This is a genomic window from Roseibium sp. TrichSKD4 (assembly GCF_000148725.1).
Lineage (GTDB): Bacteria > Pseudomonadota > Alphaproteobacteria > Rhizobiales > Stappiaceae > Roseibium.
Genome location: NZ_GL476307.1, coordinates 81,482 through 102,248 on the forward strand (window position 1 = coordinate 81,482; position 20,767 = coordinate 102,248).

The following is a 20,767-nucleotide window of genomic DNA, read 5'->3' on the forward strand; positions in this document are numbered from 1 at the left end:
CAATCCTAAAAACAAGTATAAATCGCACTATTACAAAATATAAAAAATATAAATACACATTATAAGCAATTATACTTAGTTTTATATTTTGCAATATTTGTCTTGGTGAATTTAATCAGTGTTTTATTGAGCCTTGCGATAGACGGATATGTTCTTGAAAGAAGCAACATCGACAAGATGGACAGTTTGCGTGACGGTCAAAGTTGCGCCGTTATCAGACAATTCGCGTTCGGCCTTCATGATGGTCAAATGGCCGCGTCGGGCCTCTGAAACCAGCTTGTGATCACCTTCAAAAACAAGCCGCATGGCGTCCACAAGGCCGCTCTTGCCCAGCTTGACTTCGGGGCCGTCGGGTAGCGCCTCAAACTCGTCGTTGGTGACTTCGCCCTCTTGGCTGACCTGGTTCATGGAGAAGCGGGCCATGCCGAAATTGTCTTCGATTTTCATCGTAGCACTTTTCGGAGGTTCGCCTTGCTCGAAATCACTTTCTTCGGTGTCGAGAATCCAGGTGCCGAGGAAGGGGCCAAGCTTGTCTTCGGTCATGTTTTGTCCGGTTCAGGCAGGTCATAAAAAAAGGCTGCCACCGTCCTAATCGGTGACAGCCTTGAATGCAATTGGGCCGATCAGGCGCTCAGTGCTGCCAGTTCTGCAACGATGGCATCGCCCATCTCAGAAGTTGAAATGATGGCATCGCCCTCTGCTGCAATGTCTTTCGTCCGCAGACCCTTGTCGAGTGCGTTTGCAATGGCCTTGTCCAGCTTGTCGGCTGCTTCGATCAACTCAAATGAGTAACGAAGCGCCATACCGAAGGACGCAATCATGGCGATCGGGTTGGCCGCGCCTGTTCCGGCAATATCCGGAGCAGAGCCGTGCACCGGCTCATAGAGGGCCTTGCGTTTGCCGGTTGACGCATCGGGTGCGCCGAGGGAGGCAGATGGCAGCATGCCGAGCGAGCCTGTCAGCATCGCGGCAACGTCTGACAGCATGTCGCCAAAAAGGTTGTCGGTCACGATGACGTCGAACTGCTTTGGCCAGCGAACCAGCTGCATTCCGCCAGCATCTGCCAGCATGTGCTCGAGTTGAACGTCTTTAAAGCCGTTCTTGTGTGTTTGCGTGACAACCTCGTTCCACAGGACACCGGATTTCATCACGTTGCGTTTTTCCATGGAGCAGACCTTGTTGTCGCGAGTCCGCGCCAGTTCAAAGGCCACCTTGGAGATGCGCTCGATTTCGTATGTCTCGTAAACCTGAGTGTCGACGCCGCGCTTCTGGCCATTGCCGAGATCAGTGATTTCTTTTGGCTCGCCGAAATAGACACCGCCTGTCAGCTCGCGCACGATCAGGATATCGAGACCTTCAATTACGTGCTTTTTCAGAGAGGAAGCGTCGGCCAGCGCCGGGTAGCAGATGGCAGGGCGCAGGTTGGCGAAGAGTTGCATGTCCTTGCGCAAGCGCAAGAGACCCGCTTCTGGACGCACGTCATAAGGAACATCATCCCATTTCGGTCCGCCGACCGCTCCGAAGATCACCGCATCTGCGGCCATGGCGTTGGCCATGTCTTCTTCGGAAATCGCTTGACCATGCGCGTCATAAGCCGACCCGCCGACAAGGCCATCATCGGTGGTGAAGTTGGTGCCGCCATTGGCATTAAACCATGCGATTACCTTTTTCACTTCTTCCATAATTTCCGGCCCAATGCCGTCGCCCGGAAGAAGAAGCAGCTTCTGCTTAGCCATGAAGTTCCATCCCGTTTTGCAAAGAAAATTCTGTGAGGATGGGTTAGCGGTTTGTTGGTGCGCTGACAAGATCAAGCCAGTTGCGAAGAGTTCAAGTTCGAGCGGTGGAAAGGTCAACTGGCAACTGGCTGGGGGCTATGAGAACACGGCCCGCCAAATCAGGTTTAGGGCAAGACCGGTCATAATGATCTTGAAACCGAGGCGGAAGAGAGCTTCGTCCAGTCGTCCGAGCACTTTGGAGCCCGCAAGGGTGCCCAGAAACCCTTTCGCGATCATGCCAGTAATCAAAGGCAGCCACGGAGCAAAGGCAAAGCCAAGCAAGCCAAAGGCAAAAATCTTAAACACATGCATGGTCAAGGCTGTCAGTGCCTGATTTGCCACGAATTGATGGCGCGTCAAGCCGAGGGTGCGAGAGCACCGCGCCACCAATGGGACCGGCTGCACCAAAAAACATCGATAGGAATGTAGAGATAAATCCGGCTATTCCCATTGCCTTGCGGGCAGCTTTTTGAAACCGGGGTGCCTTGCCCCAAACGGTCCAAAGCACAAAGAGGCCAATGCCGGCTTTTAGCAGGGTCTCGGGCAATTGAATTGCAATTGCGCCGCCAGCCAAAGCCCCCAAAATGGCACCGCCTGCAAACCAGAGGGCGATCATCCAGTCAACATGTCGAATTTGCACGAGGGCGCGCCCGGCATTGGATCCAATCTGGACTACCCCATGGACTGGCACTAGGGCAGCCGTTGGCATGACCGAGGCCATAATGGTGATCAGTGCGATGCCGCCGCCCAATCCCAGCGCTGCTGTCAAGGCTGATGTGAAGAAACTGGGGACCAATAAAATAAGGGCAAAGAGGGGTTCAAAGCCACCAGGTAGCAGGCCGGATGCAAGGTCCATCATCGCGGGCAATCAAGACCACCGCTCGCGGGCATAGGTCAGCGCTTCCTTGACATCCAGAGACCGCGTGGAGTTTCCACTTCGCACGTAAAAGACTGTCTTATTGCCATCGGTTAGATAAACCGCTCTTGGTGCCGGTCGCACAATGACCATGGCGACGTCTTTTTCGCCGACTTGCGTGAAAACCGTGTGGATGTAGGGGCTGAGGTCCCCGCCAAGCATTTTTGTAACAATGTCGACAATTGTGCGTTCAAATGCATCAAGGGTGGGTTGTCGCAAGGTTGATAGGTCCTTGTCGAGGCCCAACGGGGTACCATCATCGTCGACACCGATCAGAAGATAGCCGCCTTGTGCGTTGAAGAAACCGGACACGGTTTTGGCAATGACTTTTTCAAGGCCGCGATTGATCCGGTTTTCCTTCACATCCCATCGAACTGTCGATTTGAATTCGACGCGCGAGGTCTCGCCGCCTTTGATGATGTCGGGGATAAGCGCGGTCTGTTCTTCGCGCAAGGACTGGTAAGCCTTTGTCGCTGTGACGTAGTTTCGGGTGAACAGGCCGAACGTAAATCCGACAACCGCGCCAACAAGGGCAAATGCAATGGCAATGTCGAAATGTCGTGGCAGGACCAGCAACCACAAGCGGGCTTCCAGAAATTCAATCAGGCTGGGTGCGGTTTCGGAAAATCGGGAGAGCTCCCACCACACCACAATCAGGTTCAACGGGTGGATGATCAAGACGCCGACAACGGCCCCCATGACCAGATAGGCAGCCAACATAGAGGCAGAGTTTTGAAAGGTCTTCAGCATTGAGATCATTTCGATAAAAGAAAAAGGCCGGTGTGCACCGGCCTTTGGATTGTTTATGCAGCAGTTGGCAGGGCCGTTTCGACCAGACGTACCCAATAGGAACATCCAACCGGGATCAGCTCGTCATTGAAGTCGTATTGCGGGTGGTGCAATCCGGCGCTGTCACCATTTCCGACAAAGATGAAAGCACCCGGGCGCTCTTCCAGCATGTAGGAGAAGTCCTCGCCGCCCATCATCGGGTCGATGTTGGTGTTGACCTTACCAACGCCTGCAATTTCTTCGGCAATGCCAACGGCAAAGTCGGTTTGATCATCATGGTTGACTGTAACCGGATACCCGCGGCGGAAATGGAAATCTGCTGTGGCGCCAAAAGCCTCACAGATTGAGGTGGTGATGGCCTTCATGCGCTCTTCAGCCTGATCACGCACGTCGGCATCAAGGGTTCTGACCGTTCCGCGCAGAACCACTTCCTGCGGAATGACATTGAACGCGTTGCCGCCATTAAAAGTGGTGACGGACACCACGACTGACTTCAGCGGATCAGCGTTTCGGCTGGCAATGGTTTGCAGAGCTTGGACTAGCTGACTGCCAACAACGATGGGGTCAATCGTTTCATGCGGCTTGGCCGCGTGCCCGCCGCGCCCGGTGATGGTGATACGGAATTCGTCTGTTGCGGCCATGATGCCGCCCTTGCGGATGGCAAACTCGCCAACCGGAAGGCCCGGGAAGTTATGCATGCCGTAGACTTCTTCAATTGGCCAACGGGTCATTAGACCGTCATCGATCATGGCTTTTGCACCCGCCCCACCTTCTTCAGCTGGCTGGAAGATCACGATAACTGTGCCATCGAAATTGCGGGTTTCGGCCAGATATTTGGCCGCGCCCAGAAGCATTGCGGTGTGACCATCATGGCCACAAGCGTGCATTTTGCCGTCAATTTTCGAGGCGTAGGGTTTGCCGGTCTGCTCTTCTATCGGCAGGGCGTCCATGTCAGCGCGTAGGCCAATTGTTTTGCCTGCGCCGCCGTTGCGGCCCTTGATGACGCCAACTACGCCAGTTTTGCCGAGCCCTGTCGCGATTTCATCCACGCCGAAGCTTTCCAGAAGTTCGGCCACCTTTTGACCCGTGCGGACGGTTTCATAGAGGATTTCCGGGTTTTCATGGAAATCCCGACGCCACGCGGTGATTTCATCACTCATGTCGGCAAGGCGGTTCACAATGGGCATACTCTGCTCCCTGAAACAGTATTTCTGGAGTGCTTGCTGGCGAAAACACGCCCGGCAGCGAAAACTGGAAGACACAACTCATGCAGCAAGTTGGCCATGCTGTGCAAGCCTATTGCGCGGTGATATCGGTCTTCAATTCAAACACGCTGGATCGTTTCATCTCCAAATCCTCAAGATCCCCGACGATAGGAACCTCGTAGGTCGCAAGATGCTCCAGTCGATTTTTTGGCAAATAGGACCGGCCAGGATCACCGACAAGGACCCTTGTTCCCTTTGCCAAGCTGCGATCAAGGAATTTGAGAACCTTGGCCGCCATGTCCTGATCGTAAAAAACATCGCCGCAAAAAAGAACATTCACCTCCTGCGGGACTTTGTCGGTGATGTCGGCTTGAACGACCTCCAGAGTGACCTCATTTAGCTGCGCATTGAGCTTAGTTGCTGTAATTGCAAATGGGTCAATGTCGATCGCCGTGCAATGACTTGCTCCTGCCTTCATGGCGGCAATGCCAACCAATCCTGAACCGCAGGCAAAGTCTATCACTGTCTTGCCCAGAAACTCGGATTCATGATCGAGAATGTAACGTCCGAGCGCCTGTCCGCCCGCCCATGCAAAGGCCCAGAATGGGGGCGGTAGCCCCAGATCACCCAGTTCATCTTCAGTCTTTTGCCACAAGGACATTGCTTCATCGGCAAGGTGAAGCTGAATTTCTGGCACATGAGGCACGGGCTTCACCATGGTTTCTGCCCGGATGAAGCCCTTCTTGTCGGAAATCGCCACACTGGTCTCAGACGGGTTCTTTGAACCCGGCCATTTGGCAAACCAGATCCCATTCTTCCTTTTTCACCGGCTGCACCGATAGGCGCATCGAGGTTACCAGTGACATGTCGGCAAGGCGGGGCTCGCCCTTCACATCGGCAAGTGTCACGGGTTTGGGCACATCGCAAACAGCCTTGAAGTCGACGCATTCCCAGCGCGGGTCATCGGTTGTGCTGTCCGGATGGATTTCGCTGCACACCTCAACAATGCCGACAATCTCCTTGCCGATATTGGAATGGTAGAAGAACGCCTTATCGCCAATTTCCATCGCTCGCATGTTGTTGCGCGCTTGATAGTTGCGAATGCCGTCCCATTCTTCGCCAGCTTCGCCTTTGGCCTTCTGCTGTTCCCAGGACCATTTGTCCGGCTCGGATTTGATCAACCAGTATTGCACTTAGTTTGCCTCCGGGTTCTTGATCAGCCACTTCCACGGGCGAATATCAACGTTCTCAAAAAGGCCTGCCTTGGCATAGGGGTCGTTCTCAGCAATAACCGCTGCTTCATCGCGAGATGCGGCCTCAACAATGACAAGAGAGCCAGATGGTTTCTCATCCTCACCCAAAAAGGGGCCAGCGCCCTTCAGTTTGTCACCAAGGCTTTCCAAATACTCAAGATGGGCCGGACGATTGTCCATGCGGATTTGCAAGGCGTCGGCCTTGTCTGTGCAGATGAGAGCGTAAAGCAAGAAATCTCCTCCAGAGTATCAGGTGGCGGAATGCCGTTTGGCTTTTGTTATTCGGACCGCAGTGGACGTGCCATCAAGTTGGAAAGGGCATCGTCTACCGATATATCCTTGTCAATCATTCCGGCAACGGTTTTGCAAATTGGCAGATCAATGCCGAGCTTGTCGCTAAGGTCGACGGCAATGCGCGCCGAATGCGCTCCTTCCGCCAGTTTGGTTCCATTTGCGATGAGATCTCGGGCGGGCGTGCCTTGTCCCAACTTGATCCCGAAGCTGAAATTGCGGGACTGGGTGCTGGAACAGGTCAAGACAAGATCGCCGAGGCCGGACAGCCCGGTCATGGTTTCAGGACGTGCGCCCATGGCTGCCCCAAGCCGAGAGAGTTCGGCGAATCCGCGGGCCGTCAAAGCGGCCAGTGCGCTGGCTCCAAGTTTGCGACCAACAACGGCCCCGCAGGCAATGGCAAGCACGTTTTTAAGGGCACCGCCAATCTGGACACCGGTCAGGTCATCAGAAGCGTAAGGCCGGAAAGACGGCGAGGCGAGAGCTTCGCAGAACGAACTTGCCGCGTCCATTTCATTGGCTGCAACTGTGACTGCGGTCGGAAGGCCTTTTGCGACGTCATCGGCAAAGCTCGGGCCGGATAACATGCCGATGGTGGCGGCAGGCAGGACCTCGGAAACCACTTGTGAGAGCAACTTTCCGCTCGAGCGTTCAATGCCTTTGGCGCAGAGGATTATCGGCGTTCTGCCAACCTTGTGGTCTGCTAACAGGGTGCATATTGCGCGTGTAGACTGGGCGGGCGTGACGGCCAGAATGAGATCACACGCAGCAACCTGACTGATATCTGTTGTCGCATTTAGGTCTTCGTCGAAGGTGATGCCGGGCAGATATTTTGCGTTGATATTGCGCGAGCGCATCTGGGAAACGGCATTTGCATCGCGGCCCCACAGGACTACATTGTTACCGGCTCTTGCTGCGGTCAGTGCAAGCGCGGTTCCCCAGGCTCCAGCTCCCAGAACGCCAATGCCTTGAATGTCTGTCATGACAAGGATCCTGCAAAGTGTTTGCGAAGCTCGGCGAGAGGTGCGTCAAACCCGGCGTAGAAGGTTCCCGGTTCTTGGCATTCGGAGCTAAAAAGATCAATCCAGAATAAGTGAAAGCGGATCGGGTCCCCACCGATACTAGGTGTCATTTCGAAATGCTCCCACGCTTCCTTTGGGCGATTGGCGATAACAGCATGGAACATGCAGCGTCTGTGGCACCCGGCCATTTGGCGTTGCTCGCCTTCCAAATCGACCTCGCCCTTGGTGATGTAGTCTTCCTGAAAGAACGGGGTGAGGGCAAAAGCCGGATTGAGCCCGGTTTCTTCAAAAAACTCGCGCCGGGCACCGATCAAATAGCTTTCGCCCGGATCAATCGTGCCACCGGGAACCTGAAGGCCGATCTCCGGGTGGTCGGGCTCGGAAAAGACCAGAAGATGGCTGCCGCATGTCAGATAGACATAGGCCTTGTGGATGATTTTCAATTGAAAATTCCTCAAAAAATCAGACTTTAGCGCCCTTCTTCCCTGACCCGAGAACGCCACTGTTGGTGCTGTCTAACGGCCAGCGTGGGCGGGGCGACAGGCCCATGTCGTCAACCGGCCCCAATTGCAGGCGCTCCAATCCGGCCCAGGCAATCATGGCGGCGTTGTCCGTACACAAGGAAAGTGGCGGAGCTATGAAACGTGCTCCCGCGTCGTCTGTTGTTTGAAGCAACGCTGCGCGGATTTCCTGATTGGCTGCTACCCCACCTGCCACCACAAGAACCGGAGGCGTGTTGATGTGACGCTCTTTAAAGAGGTTCAACGCGCGTTTTGTTCTGGCTGAGAGCACATCGGACACGGCCGTTTGAAAGCCGGCGCACAAGTCGGCGATGGTTTGATCGTCAACGGGTTCCAGTTTCTTGGCTTGGGTGCGGACGGCGGTTTTTAGTCCGGCAAAGGACATGTCGAGACTGGGGCGATCCAGCAAGGGCCGAGGCAGGGCGAAACGCTTTCGATCGCCGGATTTTGCCTGCCGTTCCACGTTTGGGCCTCCCGGATAAGGCAGGCCAAGCAGTTTGGCTGTCTTGTCGAAAGCTTCTCCGATGGCATCGTCAATCGTTGTGCCGAGGCGCTCGTAATCACCTACACCGCGCACAAGCAAAAACTGGCTGTGTCCGCCGGACACAAGCAGCAAGAGGAACGGGAACTCCACATCATCGGTCAAGCGTGCTGTCAGCGCATGGCCTTCCAGATGGTTGACGCCAATGATTGGCTTGCCTGCGGCCATGGCAATGGCTTTTGCGGTCATGAAGCCGACAATGACTCCGCCGATCAGACCTGGGCCTGCGGTGGCTGCAACTGCGTCAATATCATCCCAGCCACATCTGGCCTCATCCATCGCCTCCTTGACGATGTGGTCCAGAATTTCGATATGAGCTCTGGCAGCAATTTCGGGCACCACACCGCCAAAGGCGCAGTGTTCGTCAATCTGCGAGCGAATGACATTCGACAAGACGGCTTTCTCGGACGGGCCACGGACAACAGCTGCTGCGGTTTCGTCACAACTGGTCTCAATGCCCAAAACGGTGAACTGGTTTCCGGTTCCTGGATCGGTTGAAGTCATGGGCTCGCTAAGTTGGTCCTTGGAATAAGTGATTGGCATTTCATTTGCCGGGAGCAGATGAAGTGGTTAGACATGCCACAGGTTCGACGTAACATCGGGATGAATTACCTTGCAATCAACTCTTTTGCGAATTGGAACACGCGGCAGTCAACTCGCACTCGCGCAGGCACATGAAACCAGAGATCGTTTGATGGCAGCTCACGGTTTGCCGGAAGACGCATTTGAGATTGTTGTGGTCAAGACATCCGGTGATCAGATACAGGATCGTCCGCTTTCCGAAGTTGGTGGCAAAGGCCTTTTCACCAAGGAAATTGAGGACATGCTTCTGGATGGGTCTCTCGATCTGGCCGTGCACTCCTCCAAAGACATGCCAACCGTTCTACCCGCAGGTTTGGACATCACTGCGTTTTTGCCGCGTGAAGATGTTCGCGATGCGTTTATTTCGCCAAAAGCCAAAACCTTGCGCGACTTGCCGCATGGCGCAGTTGTTGGGTCCAGCTCGCTGCGCCGTCAGGCGATGGTCAAACGCCTGCGACCAGATATTGACGTTGTGATGTATCGCGGCAATGTGCAAACCCGGCTCAGAAAATTGGATGAGGGTGTCGTCGATGCAACCTTGCTTGCCCATGCCGGTCTGAAGCGTCTTGGTCTTGGCGATGTCGTCACCAGCGTCATTGAAGCGGATGATTTTGTGCCAGCGGTTGGGCAAGGAGCCATTTGCCTTGAAAGCCGTCTGGATGATGAGAAAACCAACGGTTTGCTGAGTGCAATCAATGATCCTGAAACCCGTGTCCGCCTCGAAGCTGAACGCGCGTTTTTGGGCGTTCTTGATGGGACGTGCAGAACGCCGATTGGCGGACTTGCAACTGTCGACGGCGATACGCTTACCCTGAAAGGCGTTATTTTGAAGCCAGACGGATCGCAAATGCATGAAGTCGAGCACTCAGGATCGGTTCAGGACGCAGAGGCCATTGGCCTTGCTGCAGGTGAAGAGCTAAAATCCAAGGCTGGACCCAACTTTCTGACGAGTTAGAGCTCGCTGGCGCATGAAATTTCTGGTCACACGCCCCTTGCCGGATTGCCACCGAACGGCTGCGAAACTGCGGGCGTTCGGGCATGAGGCGGTTGAAGAGCCGATGCTCACGCTGCGTGTGACCCTGCCGACCGATTTGCCCGCCAAGGATTACAGCGGAGTTGTCGTTACCAGTGCGCGGGTTGCCGATGTTCTTACAGTTTCACCAATTGCAGAGCGGTTGAAACATCTGCCGGTCTTTGCAGTCGGGGACCGCTCCGCGCACGCGATGCAAGAAGCGGGGTGGCAGGATGTTCGTTCAGCCCAAGGGGCTGTTGATGATCTCGAACGCTTGATACTGGATCATAAGCCCGTCGGTCCTTTGCTTTATCTCGCAGCGCGGGATCGCGCCGGGGGTCTGGAAAATGTCCTCGGTAAGGCGGGCCTTTCCTGTGATCTGGTTGAAGCCTACGCGATGGAGCCTGTTGCATGCCTGTCGGCCCGGGTCGCAGACGACATCAAGGCAGGGCGTTATGATGGCGTGCTGATTTACTCGGCAAGAACAGGCGAAACGTTTCTGAAAGCAGCACAAATGACAGGTGTTGCAGATGCCCTGCGTGATGTTCCCGTTTATGCCATTTCACAATCTGCGGGACATTCACTCGAAGGTTGGACTTGTGTGATCGCACCTGCAGTGCCAACTGAAGAAGCGTTGCTCAATATTGCCTTAAATCCACATTAGGCCATTGAAGGGTAGCGGCTTGTTACCGCAGCGCATAAAAGAATTTGCATCGTCTGTTTCGCTTGGTAAGCGAATGTATATAGTAGCCCGTGTCGGGTAGGTCTGGAGGAAGACAGATGACATCGGATAAAGACACTTCGAAAAAACCGGGATCGTCTGCGGGATCGGAGTCAAATAAGTCGTCCGGACCTGAAAAAGACACTAGTGCCACGGCCAAGCCAACACCTGCAGCAGCAGGTGGCGGGAAAAAACGCCCGGTTACAATTGATTTGAAGCCCGAGAAAGTTGAGGCGAAGTCGGCAGAAGCAAAGCCCGAGGGCGCTGTAAAGACCACACCTTCCGTTGGAAAAGCCAACGAGCAAAAGCCAGATGCCAAAGCCAGCCAAGCAGCTAAGTCGGGCGCAGCATCAGAATCGAAGGGCTCAGACGAGACACCTGAAAAAGATGCGGCCAAGGATGTAGTGAAGAAGGATGAGGCAAAGGCCGATCCCAAAGCAGCCTCTGCAGAGAAATCGGCTGCTACGTCCAGCACCGCAAAGCCAACTGATGCCAAGTCGGAGCAGATGACCGGTCCGTCACTGTCCTCATCCACGTCTTCGACTTCCAGTTTTTCTGGAAAGCAGGAGCCTGCTCCCGCCAAAACAGGTGTGGGAGTTGGCGGTCTACTGGCTGCTGCTGTGGTTGGAGGCTGGGTGTCACTTGGCGGCGCTTACTTGCTCCTCAACAACGGCCTGTTGCCGCTCCAGCCCGCGAACCAACAAGCAACTGCTGAGGATGCTGGCGACGAGAGCAGTGCGACTGAGGCGCTGATTGCGGACCTGCAAAGCAAAGTCAGCGAAATTTCGCAGATAGTCAGCGACAGCAATCCATCGGATTTGATTACTGTGCTAAATGGCCGTCTGGCCGAGCTTGAAAAGACAGCCGGTGACGCAGTTCAGCAAGCAGGGGAGGATTTTGGTCCGGCAATTGAGGATCTGAAAGCGTCCCTTGAAACCCTGAAAACCGAGGTTGCCGAACGCGGTGCGGTTGTTGTCGATGACGCTGAAAATGCGATCGACACGGCAATCATCGACCCGCTTAAAGAACAGATCGAGAGCTTGTCCAAAGCGGTTGAGGACCTCAAGGGTCAATCAAGTGACGACGCAGGTGCCGCGGATGTACTGAAGGTGGAAATCAACGCGCTTTCAGAAAAGCTTGCAACTGCAGAAGGGAAGCTTGACGAGGTGTCTGGTCAGTTTTCGACCCAGCTCACAAAGGTAAATGACCGTCTGCAAAATGCTGAGACCACCGCGAAGGCCGCGCAAACAGCAGTTTCAACGTCTGACACGTCGCTCAAGACCCTTGCCGACAGTCAGGCGAGGGCTGCAGAAACACTGTCCAGTCTGTCTTCTGATATCGAAAGCGTTGGCAAGGCGAGCAATGCTGCTCAGGAAGCTCTACGAGGCGAGCTGTCGGCCCTGTCAGATCGGTTGGCTGCAGTGGAAGCAACCATGGGAGACGCGACAGCACGGGAGCTGGCGGCACGGGCGCTTTCCGTTTCGGCGCTGAAATCGGCCGTTGATTCCGGTCGGCCCTATGAGACAGAACTTGCAGCGGTCAAGGCCGGGCTTTCCGCTGATACGGATGTGGCTGCGCTCGAAGCACATGCCAAGACCGGAGTTGCCCCCACTTCTGTTCTCATCGCCGAGTTTCCAGCTGTTGCCAGACAAATCCATGGCTCATTCGGCAAGGCAAAGCCTGAAGAAGATGTGCTTGATAGTCTTTGGTCCAGTGCGCGCTCCATTGTGAGCGTTCGCGGGCCGGGAGATGTCAGCGGAAGCGGACCTGATGCGGCGCTGCGGCGGATGGAAAACGCGGTGGCAAAGGGAAACCTTTCCGCTGCCATTGACGCGTTCGGTGAATTGCCGGAAAGCGCACAGGCTGTTGGCGCAGGCTGGGTGGAGCGGGCGAAAGCCCGGGTGCAAATTGATGCGTTGACCGATAAGGCGTCTCAGGACGTTTTGGCGGGTCTTGCGCGCAAAGACAGTTGATGAAACCGGCTCGGGCCCTGGTCTGAGCAATCGGGATACCACAAGACCGGCAGAAGGCCGGCACGACAATCGGGAGCGACCTGCATGATCCGCGTCCTTGTATTTTTTGCCCTCCTGTTTGCGGTGGCGCTTGGCGCTGCCAGGATGGCGGACTTGCCCGGCGTAGTTTCCATCAGCTGGGATGGTTATGTTTGGGAGCAGCCTCCGGTCGTAGTGGCCGTTGTTCTGGCATCGCTTCTGGCGGCTTTCCTGTTTGTCGTTTGGGTGATCCGGGTCATTCTCAACTCACCCAAAATTGCAACACGGTTCTTTCGTCAACGGCGCAAGGACAAGGGGTATCAGTCCCTGTCGCAAGGTTTGATCGCGCTGGGCACGGGCAATGCAAAGCTGGCCCGCCGTCATGCTCTGGATGCGGACAAGTTCTTCTCTGATGAACCGGCGACCAAACTTCTTCTGGCACAAACTGCGCAACTGGCGGGCAAGGACGAAGAAGCCCGCAAGCGTTTTGAAGACATGCTGGCTGATCCGCAGACACGGTCCCTCGGCCTGCATGGCCTCTTTATTGAGGCTGAAAAACAAGGTGAGCCGGCTGCAGCCCGTCATTATGCAGAAGAAGCTGTCAAGGCCGTGCCGGGTCTTGAGTGGGCGGGCAATGCAGTGCTTGGCTATCAGGCGGTTGCAAGCGATTGGGAACAGGCGCTGCAAAGTCTTGAACGCAATTATTCTGCCAAACTTCTGGACAAAAAGTCCTACCGCCGCCAGCGGGCCGTGATTTTGACCGCGCATGCCCGGCAGCTCGAAGATCAGGATCCTGACAAGGCTTTCGCAAACGCAAAGGAAGCTCATGGTCTGGCGCAAAACCTTGTTCCGGCCGCGACAATCGCTGCGCGTTTGGCGACCCGCCGCGGGGATATCCGCAAGGCATCCAAGATGCTGGAGACCACATGGCGGCTGGCCCCGCATCCAGAGCTTGCTGATGCCTATGCACATGTCCGGTCCGGGGATTCTGCAATTGACCGTTTGAAGCGTGTAAAGGCTCTGGCCGGTCAACGCACGAATACGGCTGTAGGAGCCTTGGCGATTGCCCGGGCGGCCATGGAAGCGCGCGAGTTTGACGAAGCCCGCGAACAAATGAAAAAAGTTCTTCGGTCCGAGCCCACACGTGGTGCGTTCATGATGATGGCCGAGGTGGAAGAACTGGAACATGGTAATCGTGGCCGCATGCGCGAATGGCTTGCCAAGGCGGTCAATGCGCCGCTGGACAAGGCATGGATTGCAGATGGCGTGGTGCAGGCTGAATGGGCCGCCGTCTCTCCGGTAACGGGCCAACTGGATGCCTTTGAATGGGCAACGCCAAACAATGTCGAGCGTGAAACACAGGTGATCGAAGACAGCTTGTTTGAAGCGCCGCAGATCATGGCCCAACCAGCGCCGACTGCTGAGCTTGGGGACGATATAGTGGACGTCGATCCGGCTGAAAACGCCAAGGTGGTGAACCCGCCGCAGGAACCAAAAGAGCCGTCAAAAGCTGAGTCCAGTGTTTCGGAAGCAGAATCCAAACCAGAAACGGATACCTCATCTGCCTCCGAACCGACCAAGGACGCGGAAGCAGCGGCAGAACCGGCTGCGGACAAGACGCCTCCAGCAACCGTTGTTCCTGAGCGAACAGGTCTGGAAGGAACGATCGATGATGCGGCGATCTCTCCAAAACTGAAAGATCTTCCAGATGCGCCTGCAGAAGCTCACGCTCCGAAAGCTGCCGAAACTCCACCAGAGGCCACATCCACACCCGCTGATGACAAAGCGGACACAAGTTCATCTTCAAGTGAAGCCGCTCCGGAGAAGGCTGACGCTGCCAAGACTGCTGAAGCCTCCAAGGCAGAGGCCGATGTGAAGGTGGAAAGTGCCGACACTCCGTCAAAGGACGGCAATGGCGAGGCGGAAAAGGACCTGAAAAAACCGATTGAGTTTGCGTTTGACCGGATGCCGGATGATCCGGGTCCAGAGGATGATGACGAACCGAAAAAGGCAACGCGCCCAAGGTTCTTCAACTAGCCGAGTGAGAGGAGAACCCTCCCGTATACTATCTGGATTTTCGGGCTGAAACGCTCTTGCATCTTTTGAAGCGCTCCGTTATCAACCGCTTCAATCATGATCCGGCTGCGGATCTGGCGCTTTCGCGCCCGGACAGTATACTTGTCCCAAGCCGCTTTAGCTCAGTTGGTAGAGCACATCATTCGTAATGATGGGGTCACGTGTTCGAGTCACGTAAGCGGCACCATATTCTGGCGCTACCGCCCTTCGGGCTGCTTGAGCGCAGTTCTCCCTCTAGTTCGATAGACCAAATCTACCGTCTGAATGTGTTTCTATTAGAGAGAGTCTACAAACGCTCTAATTCCATTAAGTAGCATTTGAACGGATAGAATAACCAAGATCATTCCCATCAGGCGTTCGAGCGCGTTTGACATTTTGGGTCCCAGGTAACCCAAGATAAAAGGTGATGCGATCAGTATAATTGATGTGAAGCCCCATGCGCCAAAAAGTGCGATCGCAGATTGTGTGGTATTGCCGGGATTGCTTGAACTGCATAAGCAGAAGCACTGCTATCACAGAAGGTCCGGCAACCAATGGCATGGCTAATGGCACAATAAAAGGCTCATCCATTGCCTCTGGTGCATCAGCGATTTTGACTGCTGGAAAGATCATTTTCAAGGAAATCATAAATAGCAGGACTCCACCTGCAATACTGAGTGCGTATTGAGTGAGCCCCAGATAGCTGAGTATCTTTTCTCCCGCTATGAGAAAGCCAATTAGAAATACTAAAGCAAATACAAGCTCGCGAAATATTATCCAGGCTCGGCGTTTTTTTGTATGGGCTGACAAGATGCTGTTAAATACAAGTGCATTCCCGAAAGGGTCAAGAATGAGTATTAGGATCGTTGCAGTTTTTACTACTTCTTGCCAGTCCATTTGAATTCTCTCAGATATATGAAAGAATACCCTATTCTTTGTTTATTGATTTTGGAAATATATATTTTGGATATTCCGTAGAGTTAGAATGTTTTTGTTTCCTGCGGATTGAGCGAAGATTCCCAATAGATTTTCATGTATGGTCAAATATCTTGTGATTGATTGCCTATTAACATCCGTGGACAGCGTAGTCGAAACAAAAGCGACGCGGTTGTCGGTTTCAGAATGACACGATCGAAGCCGCTTCGTTGAGAACGCGGGAAAGACACACGTTCTCTCTTTGTGACTTAGTGTTTTGACATCCTAAAGCGCATAGTGGCTGTAAAGCCGCTCTGCGTGCCATGCGACGTGGTCGCGGGCGAAGGTGGCGACGAAGTAGTAGGAATGGTCGTAGCCTTCCTGCATGCGCATGACCGACGGCGTGCGGGTCTCTGCCAGGGCTGCGGAGAAGGCCTCCGGCTTTAGAAGATCCAGGAACTGGTCGCTCGCCCCCTGATCAATCAGGATATCGCTGTGCCAGCCCTTTTCCTTCAAGAGAAACGTGGCGTCATGCCCTGCCCAGGCAGCTTCATCAGAGCCGAGATAAGCGCCCAGTTGCTTGCGCCCCCAGTCGCTAGCTGCCGGATTGACAATAGGCGCAAAGGCCGACACCGACTGATATCGATCCGGATTGGAAAGCGCGATGGTCAAGGCCCCGTGACCGCCCATGGAATGGCCGGTGATGCCGTGCTGGCCAGACAGCGGCAGCTTTTCAACCAGAAGACCCCGCAACTCCGTGACAATGTAGTCATACATCTTAAAGTGCCTGGCCCACGGCTCCTTCGTGGCGTTGACATAAAAGCCCGCGCCCTGTCCCAGATCATAGGCCTCGTCATCGGCAACACCCTCGCCCCGCGGGCTGGTGTCGGGGAACACAACAGCCAGACCGAACTCCGCTGCATGCGCCTGAAGCCCCGCCTTGGTCATGGCGTTCTCGTGGGTGCAGGTCAGGCCGGACAGATACCAAAGGCAGGGAACCGGACCGTCCTTGGCCTGCGGCGGCAGATAGACCGCAAAGGTCATGTCACAAGCGCAGGCCTCCGAGGTGTGCCGGTAGACCGACTGAACACCTTCAAAGCAGCGGTTTTCGGACAGAAGCTCCATCACATCCCGTCCTTAATAGACCACAACGGAGCGGATCGATTCACCGGAATGCATCAGGTCAAACGCCTTGTTGATATCGTCCAGACCCATGGTGTGGGTGATCATCGGATCAATCTCGATCTTGCCGTCCATGTACCAGTCGACAATCTTCGGCACATCCGTGCGCCCACGCGCCCCGCCAAAGGCCGTGCCGCGCCATGAGCGGCCCGTGACCAGCTGGAACGGACGGGTGGAAATCTCGGCCCCTGCCGGAGCAACGCCGATGATGATGCTCTCGCCCCAGCCCTTGTGCGCGCTTTCCAGCGCCGTGCGCATGACATTCACATTGCCCGTGGCATCAAATGTGTAGTCGGCCCCGCCCTTGGTCAGATCCACCAGATGGGCCACCAGATCGCCGTCCACCTCTGTCGGGTTGACGAAGTCGGTCATCCCAAAGCGGGTTGCCATTTCAACCTTGGCCGGGTTCAGGTCAACGCCGACAATCTGGTCCGCACCCGCCAAACGCAGGCCCTGAATGACATTGAGGCCAATGCCGCCCAAACCAAAGACAATCGCCCGTGAGCCGATTTCCACCTTGGCGGTGTTGATGACAGCGCCAATGCCCGTGGTCACGCCGCAGCCGATGTAGCAGACCTTATCAAAAGGCGCGTCCGGGTTGATCTTGGCCAGTGCGATTTCCGGCACCACCGTGTGGTTGGCGAAGGTGGAACAGCCCATGTAGTGCAGGATCGGATCACCATCGAGCGTTGAAAAGCGCGATGAGCCGTCCGGCATCAGGCCTTGGCCCTGTGTTGCCCGGATTTGCTGGCAGAGGTTGGTCTTGGGATTGAGGCAGTATTCGCATGTCCGGCATTCCGGCGTATAGAGCGGGATGACATGATCACCCGGCTTCAACGTGGTCACGCCTGGCCCGACTTCCACAACAACGCCTGCGCCCTCATGGCCCAAAATGGCTGGAAAAAGACCTTCAGGGTCAGCGCCGGACAGGGTGAACTCGTCCGTATGACAAATCCCGGTCGCCTTCACTTCAACCAGAACCTCAAACGCCCTCGGACCCTCAAGGTTTACTTCCATAACCTCAAGAGGCTTGCCAGCCCCAACCGCAACAGCTGCTCTCGTCCGCATGAAACTCTCTCCCGTTTGGTTCTTCTTGCCTGCTTGGACGCGGGCTTAATTGTCTGTGACCGACACACTGTGGCGGATATTGAACACGCCTTTGAAAGGTGCCGTAGAGGAGGTCTGATTAAAACCTGATTCTATACCAGAGGATAAGCGTATGAACTCATGATGTCTTTGGGAAAATGATCGGAATGAATACATTGCTGGCAATGACATAATGGCCGTATAAGAGGTTGTAAAAAATAACAATTAAACAAAGACTTTTCTGTCTCAGAGCCCACATTTTCTGCACCCGTATCCGAGATGCCGGCTAGTTTTACGTGTATTGCACGAGGCGCTTGCTTGACCTCTTTGGTGTTTGAGCGCTCAATTGTTCTATCATACGACGTGTTTCGAGCTAGAGCGGGTTGGCCTTTGGGAAAAGTTGCAAAGCTGGAAGTGTTGAGGCGTTTGCTGCCCCTGTTTCTCGCAGTTTTGGGCCTTGTTGGTTTTGTGAGCTTTATGACCCCTGTGACGAGTTCGGCTTGCATTGCTGTTGCGATTGGCATTTATGCCGCTTTGCCTTTGCCGCGCGCCCCGGCAGGTGTCATTCAACCGAACCCAAGTCCGCCCGTTTGGGGCACTGATCTGATCGGATTTCTCGTTGGAGTGCCGTTTCTTGCACTTGCCATGATTGGTTTGTTCATGAGTGAATGGACGGGTGGGCGCTGGATGGTCATCCTGATCATCCCCGGTCTGTTTTGTGTTCCGATCTTTCTGATCGCTGTGCGCCATCGCACCAGCTGGGTCCGGTTTTTCGGCAATGGGTTTGAGTTTGCGGACATGGGGATGAAGACCCGCGTCCGCTATGTTGATCTGCAAAGTGCCAAGATCAGAGAGTGGCAGACGGGCAGTGCTCTGGTGAGGGCCATGCTGTCTCTTGGGTCTTTGACCCGGCGGAAGGTTGCGCTTCTATCGGGCACGGATCACAGCCGTACGCTGGTCTTCACCCGCAAGGACGGAACAGAGTTTGCCGTGTCGTCCGAGGTTATTCCAGATCTGCAACGTATCCTGATTGGTATGGACCGGGCTGGCGTGGACTTGCCGGACGGTTTCGGTGAGCGGGAACGCAAGAAGATCCGCAAGAAGCGTCAACGGCTTTATCGCGGATCATCTGAGACCACTGTGCAAGAGCTCAGCCCACGCGAGCAGGCTTTGAAAATTACAGCGATTTTGGAGCAGGCTAAGTTGGACAAGGCCAAAAGCGAAAACCATCAGCCGTGATGGGTTCGCTTCCACAGCCTACTTGGCTGCAACCCAGTTTGGTTTCCGTTTGTCAAAAAAGGCTGAAATGCCTTCGTGAGCTTCCGGCGTTTCCCATGTGTCGGCCAACTGTTGGATCGTGTCGTCGATCACGTCGTCGGAGATGATCGGGCCAAGGGAGCGGGCGAGTGCCTTTGAGGCTGCGACGGCTGCCGGGGCAGCGCCGAGATAAGGTTTGATTTCCCGCTCTATGGCTTCGTCAAGCTCTGCGGCGAGGACGACCTTGGAAACCAGATCGAGCTCCTTCGCCTCTTCTGCGCCGAAAATCCGCGCCGACATGAAGACGCGCCGCGCCTTGCCTTCGCCCATACGTGCCAAAACATAGGGGCTGATGGTCGCCGGAATGAGGCCGAGGCGGACTTCTGTCAGGCCGAACTTCGCCGTATCGACCGCGACCACCGTGTCGCAGACGCTCATCATGCCCATGCCGCCGCCAAAGGCCAGCCCTTGGACCCGACCGATCAGCGGTTTTTCAAGCTCATTGAGCGCGCGAAGCATCATGGCTAGCTTGCGGGCTTCCGACATGCGAGTCTTGCGATCTGCATGAAACTGTTCGCGCATCCAGCCAAGATCACCGCCGGCGCAAAAACTCTCGCCAGTCCCGGTCAGAACCACGACCCGAATTGTGTCGTCCGCATTGATCTGATCCGCTGCCGCGGTCAATTCGTTGATCATTTGGGCGGACAGGGAATTGTGTTTTTCGGGCCGGTTGAGCGACAAGCTGGCAACGCCGCGGTCGTCAATGGTCAGGGCGATTGTTTCAAAGCTCATGGGTTGTCACTCCGCAATGTTTTTGCAAAGGCGGCGGCACTTTCCAGTTTTTGCAGGTCGAGTCCGGTCTCAAACCCTCTTGATTGCATCAGGTGAGCCACGGCTTCTGTTGCGACATTTCCCTTTGCGCCAGGTGCATAGGGACAGCCACCCAGGCCGCCGATGGCCGTATCGAAGGTGCGAAGACCTTTTTCAAGGCTGACTTCGATATTAGCGAGCGCATTGCCTTTGGTGTCGTGATAGTGACCGGCGAGCTTGTCTGCCGGAACTTCATTCAGGACCGCATCCAACATGCGGGCGATTGTCTCGGGAGTTCCCGCGCCAATCGTATCGCCAAGCGAAATTTCGTAGCACCCAAGCTCAAACAACATCGTAGCTACACGTACGACATCTGCAGGGTCGGTGGGGCCATCATAAGGGCAGTCGGTGACGCAGGAGACGTAGCCGCGCACCGGGATTTCATCGTGCTGAGCCTTTTCCAGCAGCGGTTTGAAGCGTTCAATGCTCTCGTCAATTGAGCAATTGATATTCTTCTTTGAAAAGCCTTCCGAGGCGGAGCCGAAGATCGCGACTTCATCGGTCAAGGCGCGTTTGGCGGCGCTATAGCCTTTGACGTTCGGGGTCAGGACGGCATAGGTCACGGCAGGATGCCGGTAAATGCCTTCCATGACATCCGTGGCGTCGGCCATTTGGGGCACCCATTTCGGACTGACAAAGCTTGTCACTTCAATCTTGCGAAAGCCACAGTCAGACAACTGATCCACCAGTTTGATCTTGTCGTCAGTGGCAACAAAGACCTTCTCGTTTTGCAGGCCATCGCGCGGCCCCATTTCAAAGATTGTGACAAAGTCCGTCATCTTG

The 20,767-nt window shown here is 55.1% G+C and carries 21 protein-coding genes, 1 tRNA gene and 1 pseudogene; 6 read left to right on the plus strand and 17 right to left on the minus strand.

The window, feature by feature from the left end; all coding sequences use genetic code 11:
- Nucleotides 1-123 precede the first annotated feature (123 nt).
- The 12 genes from TRICHSKD4_RS05270 to tsaD all read right to left on the minus strand — a co-directional run bounded on the left by TRICHSKD4_RS05270 (nucleotide 124) and on the right by tsaD (nucleotide 8,817).
- Nucleotides 124-543: a hypothetical protein gene (locus TRICHSKD4_RS05270; RefSeq protein WP_009466421.1), complete on the minus strand. Its 420-nt coding sequence runs from the start codon at nucleotides 541-543 to the stop codon at nucleotides 124-126.
- Nucleotides 544-623: 80 nt separating this feature from the next.
- A complete protein-coding gene (gene leuB, locus TRICHSKD4_RS05275) occupies nucleotides 624-1,736 on the minus strand; it encodes a 3-isopropylmalate dehydrogenase (RefSeq protein WP_040616355.1) in 1,113 nt (370 codons plus the stop codon).
- 135 nt (nucleotides 1,737-1,871) lie between these two features.
- Complete coding sequence (locus tag TRICHSKD4_RS31135; RefSeq protein ID WP_208993003.1) at nucleotides 1,872-2,081, minus strand: hypothetical protein; 210 nt, start codon at nucleotides 2,079-2,081, stop codon at nucleotides 1,872-1,874.
- A complete protein-coding gene (locus TRICHSKD4_RS05280) occupies nucleotides 2,074-2,634 on the minus strand; it encodes a sulfite exporter TauE/SafE family protein (RefSeq protein ID WP_009466424.1) in 561 nt (186 codons plus the stop codon). Before TRICHSKD4_RS05280 ends, TRICHSKD4_RS31135 begins: the two co-directional genes overlap by 8 nt.
- Nucleotides 2,635-2,643: 9 nt before the next feature.
- Nucleotides 2,644-3,441, minus strand: coding sequence for a helix-turn-helix domain-containing protein (locus TRICHSKD4_RS05285; RefSeq protein WP_009466425.1), 798 nt, complete (start codon nucleotides 3,439-3,441; stop codon nucleotides 2,644-2,646).
- Between the two features lie 53 nt (nucleotides 3,442-3,494).
- Entirely contained in the window at nucleotides 3,495-4,667 is a 1,173-nt protein-coding gene (locus TRICHSKD4_RS05290) for a M20 aminoacylase family protein (RefSeq protein ID WP_009466426.1), read from the minus strand.
- Between the two features lie 109 nt (nucleotides 4,668-4,776).
- Nucleotides 4,777-5,445: a methyltransferase gene (locus tag TRICHSKD4_RS05295; protein WP_009466427.1), complete on the minus strand. Its 669-nt coding sequence runs from the start codon at nucleotides 5,443-5,445 to the stop codon at nucleotides 4,777-4,779.
- Between the two features lie 7 nt (nucleotides 5,446-5,452).
- Nucleotides 5,453-5,878, minus strand: a complete 426-nt coding sequence (locus tag TRICHSKD4_RS05300) for an EVE domain-containing protein (protein ID WP_009466428.1) — start codon at nucleotides 5,876-5,878, stop codon at nucleotides 5,453-5,455.
- Entirely contained in the window at nucleotides 5,879-6,169 is a 291-nt protein-coding gene (locus TRICHSKD4_RS05305) for a YciI-like protein (RefSeq protein ID WP_009466429.1), read from the minus strand.
- Between the two features lie 47 nt (nucleotides 6,170-6,216).
- The gene (locus tag TRICHSKD4_RS05310; protein ID WP_009466430.1) at nucleotides 6,217-7,212 is read right to left on the minus strand and encodes an NAD(P)H-dependent glycerol-3-phosphate dehydrogenase; all 996 of its coding nucleotides are present in this window, start codon (nucleotides 7,210-7,212) and stop codon (nucleotides 6,217-6,219) included.
- Complete coding sequence (locus TRICHSKD4_RS05315) at nucleotides 7,209-7,694, minus strand: NUDIX domain-containing protein (RefSeq protein ID WP_009466431.1); 486 nt, start codon at nucleotides 7,692-7,694, stop codon at nucleotides 7,209-7,211. The genes TRICHSKD4_RS05310 and TRICHSKD4_RS05315 overlap by 4 nt, the downstream gene beginning before the upstream one ends.
- A 19-nt stretch (nucleotides 7,695-7,713) precedes the next feature.
- Entirely contained in the window at nucleotides 7,714-8,817 is a 1,104-nt protein-coding gene (gene tsaD, locus TRICHSKD4_RS05320; RefSeq protein WP_040616384.1) for a tRNA (adenosine(37)-N6)-threonylcarbamoyltransferase complex transferase subunit TsaD, read from the minus strand.
- A gap of 109 nt (nucleotides 8,818-8,926) precedes the next feature.
- Between tsaD and hemC the strand changes: the two genes are divergently transcribed.
- The 5 genes from hemC (at nucleotide 8,927) to TRICHSKD4_RS05345 (ending at nucleotide 14,882) form a co-directional block, all read left to right on the plus strand.
- Entirely contained in the window at nucleotides 8,927-9,850 is a 924-nt protein-coding gene (gene hemC, locus TRICHSKD4_RS05325; protein ID WP_009466433.1) for a hydroxymethylbilane synthase, read from the plus strand.
- A gap of 13 nt (nucleotides 9,851-9,863) precedes the next feature.
- Nucleotides 9,864-10,571 carry a uroporphyrinogen-III synthase gene (locus tag TRICHSKD4_RS05330; RefSeq protein WP_009466434.1) on the plus strand — a complete coding sequence of 236 codons (708 nt, stop codon included), beginning with the start codon at nucleotides 9,864-9,866 and terminating at the stop codon, nucleotides 10,569-10,571.
- A gap of 116 nt (nucleotides 10,572-10,687) precedes the next feature.
- On the plus strand, nucleotides 10,688-12,601 hold the full coding sequence (locus tag TRICHSKD4_RS05335; RefSeq protein ID WP_009466435.1) for a COG4223 family protein: 1,914 nt from the start codon (nucleotides 10,688-10,690) through the stop codon (nucleotides 12,599-12,601).
- An 84-nt stretch (nucleotides 12,602-12,685) separates the two neighbouring features.
- Nucleotides 12,686-14,656: a heme biosynthesis HemY N-terminal domain-containing protein gene (locus TRICHSKD4_RS05340; protein WP_009466436.1), complete on the plus strand. Its 1,971-nt coding sequence runs from the start codon at nucleotides 12,686-12,688 to the stop codon at nucleotides 14,654-14,656.
- Between the two features lie 150 nt (nucleotides 14,657-14,806).
- Nucleotides 14,807-14,882 (plus strand) — tRNA-Thr (locus tag TRICHSKD4_RS05345).
- Between the two features lie 88 nt (nucleotides 14,883-14,970).
- Here TRICHSKD4_RS05345 and TRICHSKD4_RS05350 read toward each other — a convergent pair.
- From TRICHSKD4_RS05350 to TRICHSKD4_RS05360, 3 genes and pseudogenes are all read right to left on the minus strand, one after another.
- A pseudogene (locus TRICHSKD4_RS05350) lies at nucleotides 14,971-15,571 on the minus strand (MarC family protein).
- 303 nt (nucleotides 15,572-15,874) lie between these two features.
- Nucleotides 15,875-16,714, minus strand: a complete 840-nt coding sequence (gene fghA / locus TRICHSKD4_RS05355; RefSeq protein WP_040616357.1) for an S-formylglutathione hydrolase — start codon at nucleotides 16,712-16,714, stop codon at nucleotides 15,875-15,877.
- Nucleotides 16,715-16,726: 12 nt separating this feature from the next.
- Nucleotides 16,727-17,839, minus strand: a complete 1,113-nt coding sequence (locus TRICHSKD4_RS05360; RefSeq protein WP_009466440.1) for an S-(hydroxymethyl)glutathione dehydrogenase/class III alcohol dehydrogenase — start codon at nucleotides 17,837-17,839, stop codon at nucleotides 16,727-16,729.
- A 495-nt stretch (nucleotides 17,840-18,334) separates the two neighbouring features.
- On the opposite strand from TRICHSKD4_RS05360, the gene TRICHSKD4_RS05365 reads away from it, so the two are divergent.
- Nucleotides 18,335-19,096 carry a hypothetical protein gene (locus TRICHSKD4_RS05365; RefSeq protein WP_040616390.1) on the plus strand — a complete coding sequence of 254 codons (762 nt, stop codon included), beginning with the start codon at nucleotides 18,335-18,337 and terminating at the stop codon, nucleotides 19,094-19,096.
- 18 nt (nucleotides 19,097-19,114) lie between these two features.
- Here TRICHSKD4_RS05365 and TRICHSKD4_RS05370 read toward each other — a convergent pair whose 3' ends face one another.
- Entirely contained in the window at nucleotides 19,115-19,906 is a 792-nt protein-coding gene (locus TRICHSKD4_RS05370) for a crotonase/enoyl-CoA hydratase family protein (RefSeq protein ID WP_009466442.1), read from the minus strand.
- Nucleotides 19,903-20,763: a hydroxymethylglutaryl-CoA lyase gene (locus tag TRICHSKD4_RS05375; RefSeq protein WP_009466443.1), complete on the minus strand. Its 861-nt coding sequence runs from the start codon at nucleotides 20,761-20,763 to the stop codon at nucleotides 19,903-19,905. Before TRICHSKD4_RS05375 ends, TRICHSKD4_RS05370 begins: the two co-directional genes overlap by 4 nt.
- Nucleotides 20,764-20,767 lie beyond the last annotated feature (4 nt).

Bases quoted from the DNA above. Each gene is read 5' to 3' on its own strand.
- TRICHSKD4_RS05270 (WP_009466421.1), bottom strand. From the start codon at position 543: ATGACCGAAGACAAGCTTGGCCCCTTCCTCGGCACCTGGATTCTCGAC.
- leuB (WP_040616355.1), bottom strand. From the start codon at position 1,736: ATGGCTAAGCAGAAGCTGCTTCTTCTTCCGGGCGACGGCATTGGGCCG.
- TRICHSKD4_RS05280 (WP_009466424.1), bottom strand. From the start codon at position 2,634: ATGATGGACCTTGCATCCGGCCTGCTACCTGGTGGCTTTGAACCCCTC.
- TRICHSKD4_RS05285 (WP_009466425.1), bottom strand. From the start codon at position 3,441: ATGCTGAAGACCTTTCAAAACTCTGCCTCTATGTTGGCTGCCTATCTG.
- TRICHSKD4_RS05290 (WP_009466426.1), bottom strand. From the start codon at position 4,667: ATGCCCATTGTGAACCGCCTTGCCGACATGAGTGATGAAATCACCGCG.
- TRICHSKD4_RS05310 (WP_009466430.1), bottom strand. From the start codon at position 7,212: ATGACAGACATTCAAGGCATTGGCGTTCTGGGAGCTGGAGCCTGGGGA.
- tsaD (WP_040616384.1), bottom strand. From the start codon at position 8,817: ATGACTTCAACCGATCCAGGAACCGGAAACCAGTTCACCGTTTTGGGC.
- TRICHSKD4_RS05330 (WP_009466434.1), top strand. From the start codon at position 9,864: ATGAAATTTCTGGTCACACGCCCCTTGCCGGATTGCCACCGAACGGCT.
- TRICHSKD4_RS05335 (WP_009466435.1), top strand. From the start codon at position 10,688: ATGACATCGGATAAAGACACTTCGAAAAAACCGGGATCGTCTGCGGGA.
- TRICHSKD4_RS05340 (WP_009466436.1), top strand. From the start codon at position 12,686: ATGATCCGCGTCCTTGTATTTTTTGCCCTCCTGTTTGCGGTGGCGCTT.
- fghA (WP_040616357.1), bottom strand. From the start codon at position 16,714: ATGGAGCTTCTGTCCGAAAACCGCTGCTTTGAAGGTGTTCAGTCGGTC.
- TRICHSKD4_RS05360 (WP_009466440.1), bottom strand. From the start codon at position 17,839: ATGCGGACGAGAGCAGCTGTTGCGGTTGGGGCTGGCAAGCCTCTTGAG.
- TRICHSKD4_RS05365 (WP_040616390.1), top strand. From the start codon at position 18,335: ATGACCCCTGTGACGAGTTCGGCTTGCATTGCTGTTGCGATTGGCATT.
- TRICHSKD4_RS05370 (WP_009466442.1), bottom strand. From the start codon at position 19,906: ATGAGCTTTGAAACAATCGCCCTGACCATTGACGACCGCGGCGTTGCC.
- TRICHSKD4_RS05375 (WP_009466443.1), bottom strand. From the start codon at position 20,763: ATGACGGACTTTGTCACAATCTTTGAAATGGGGCCGCGCGATGGCCTG.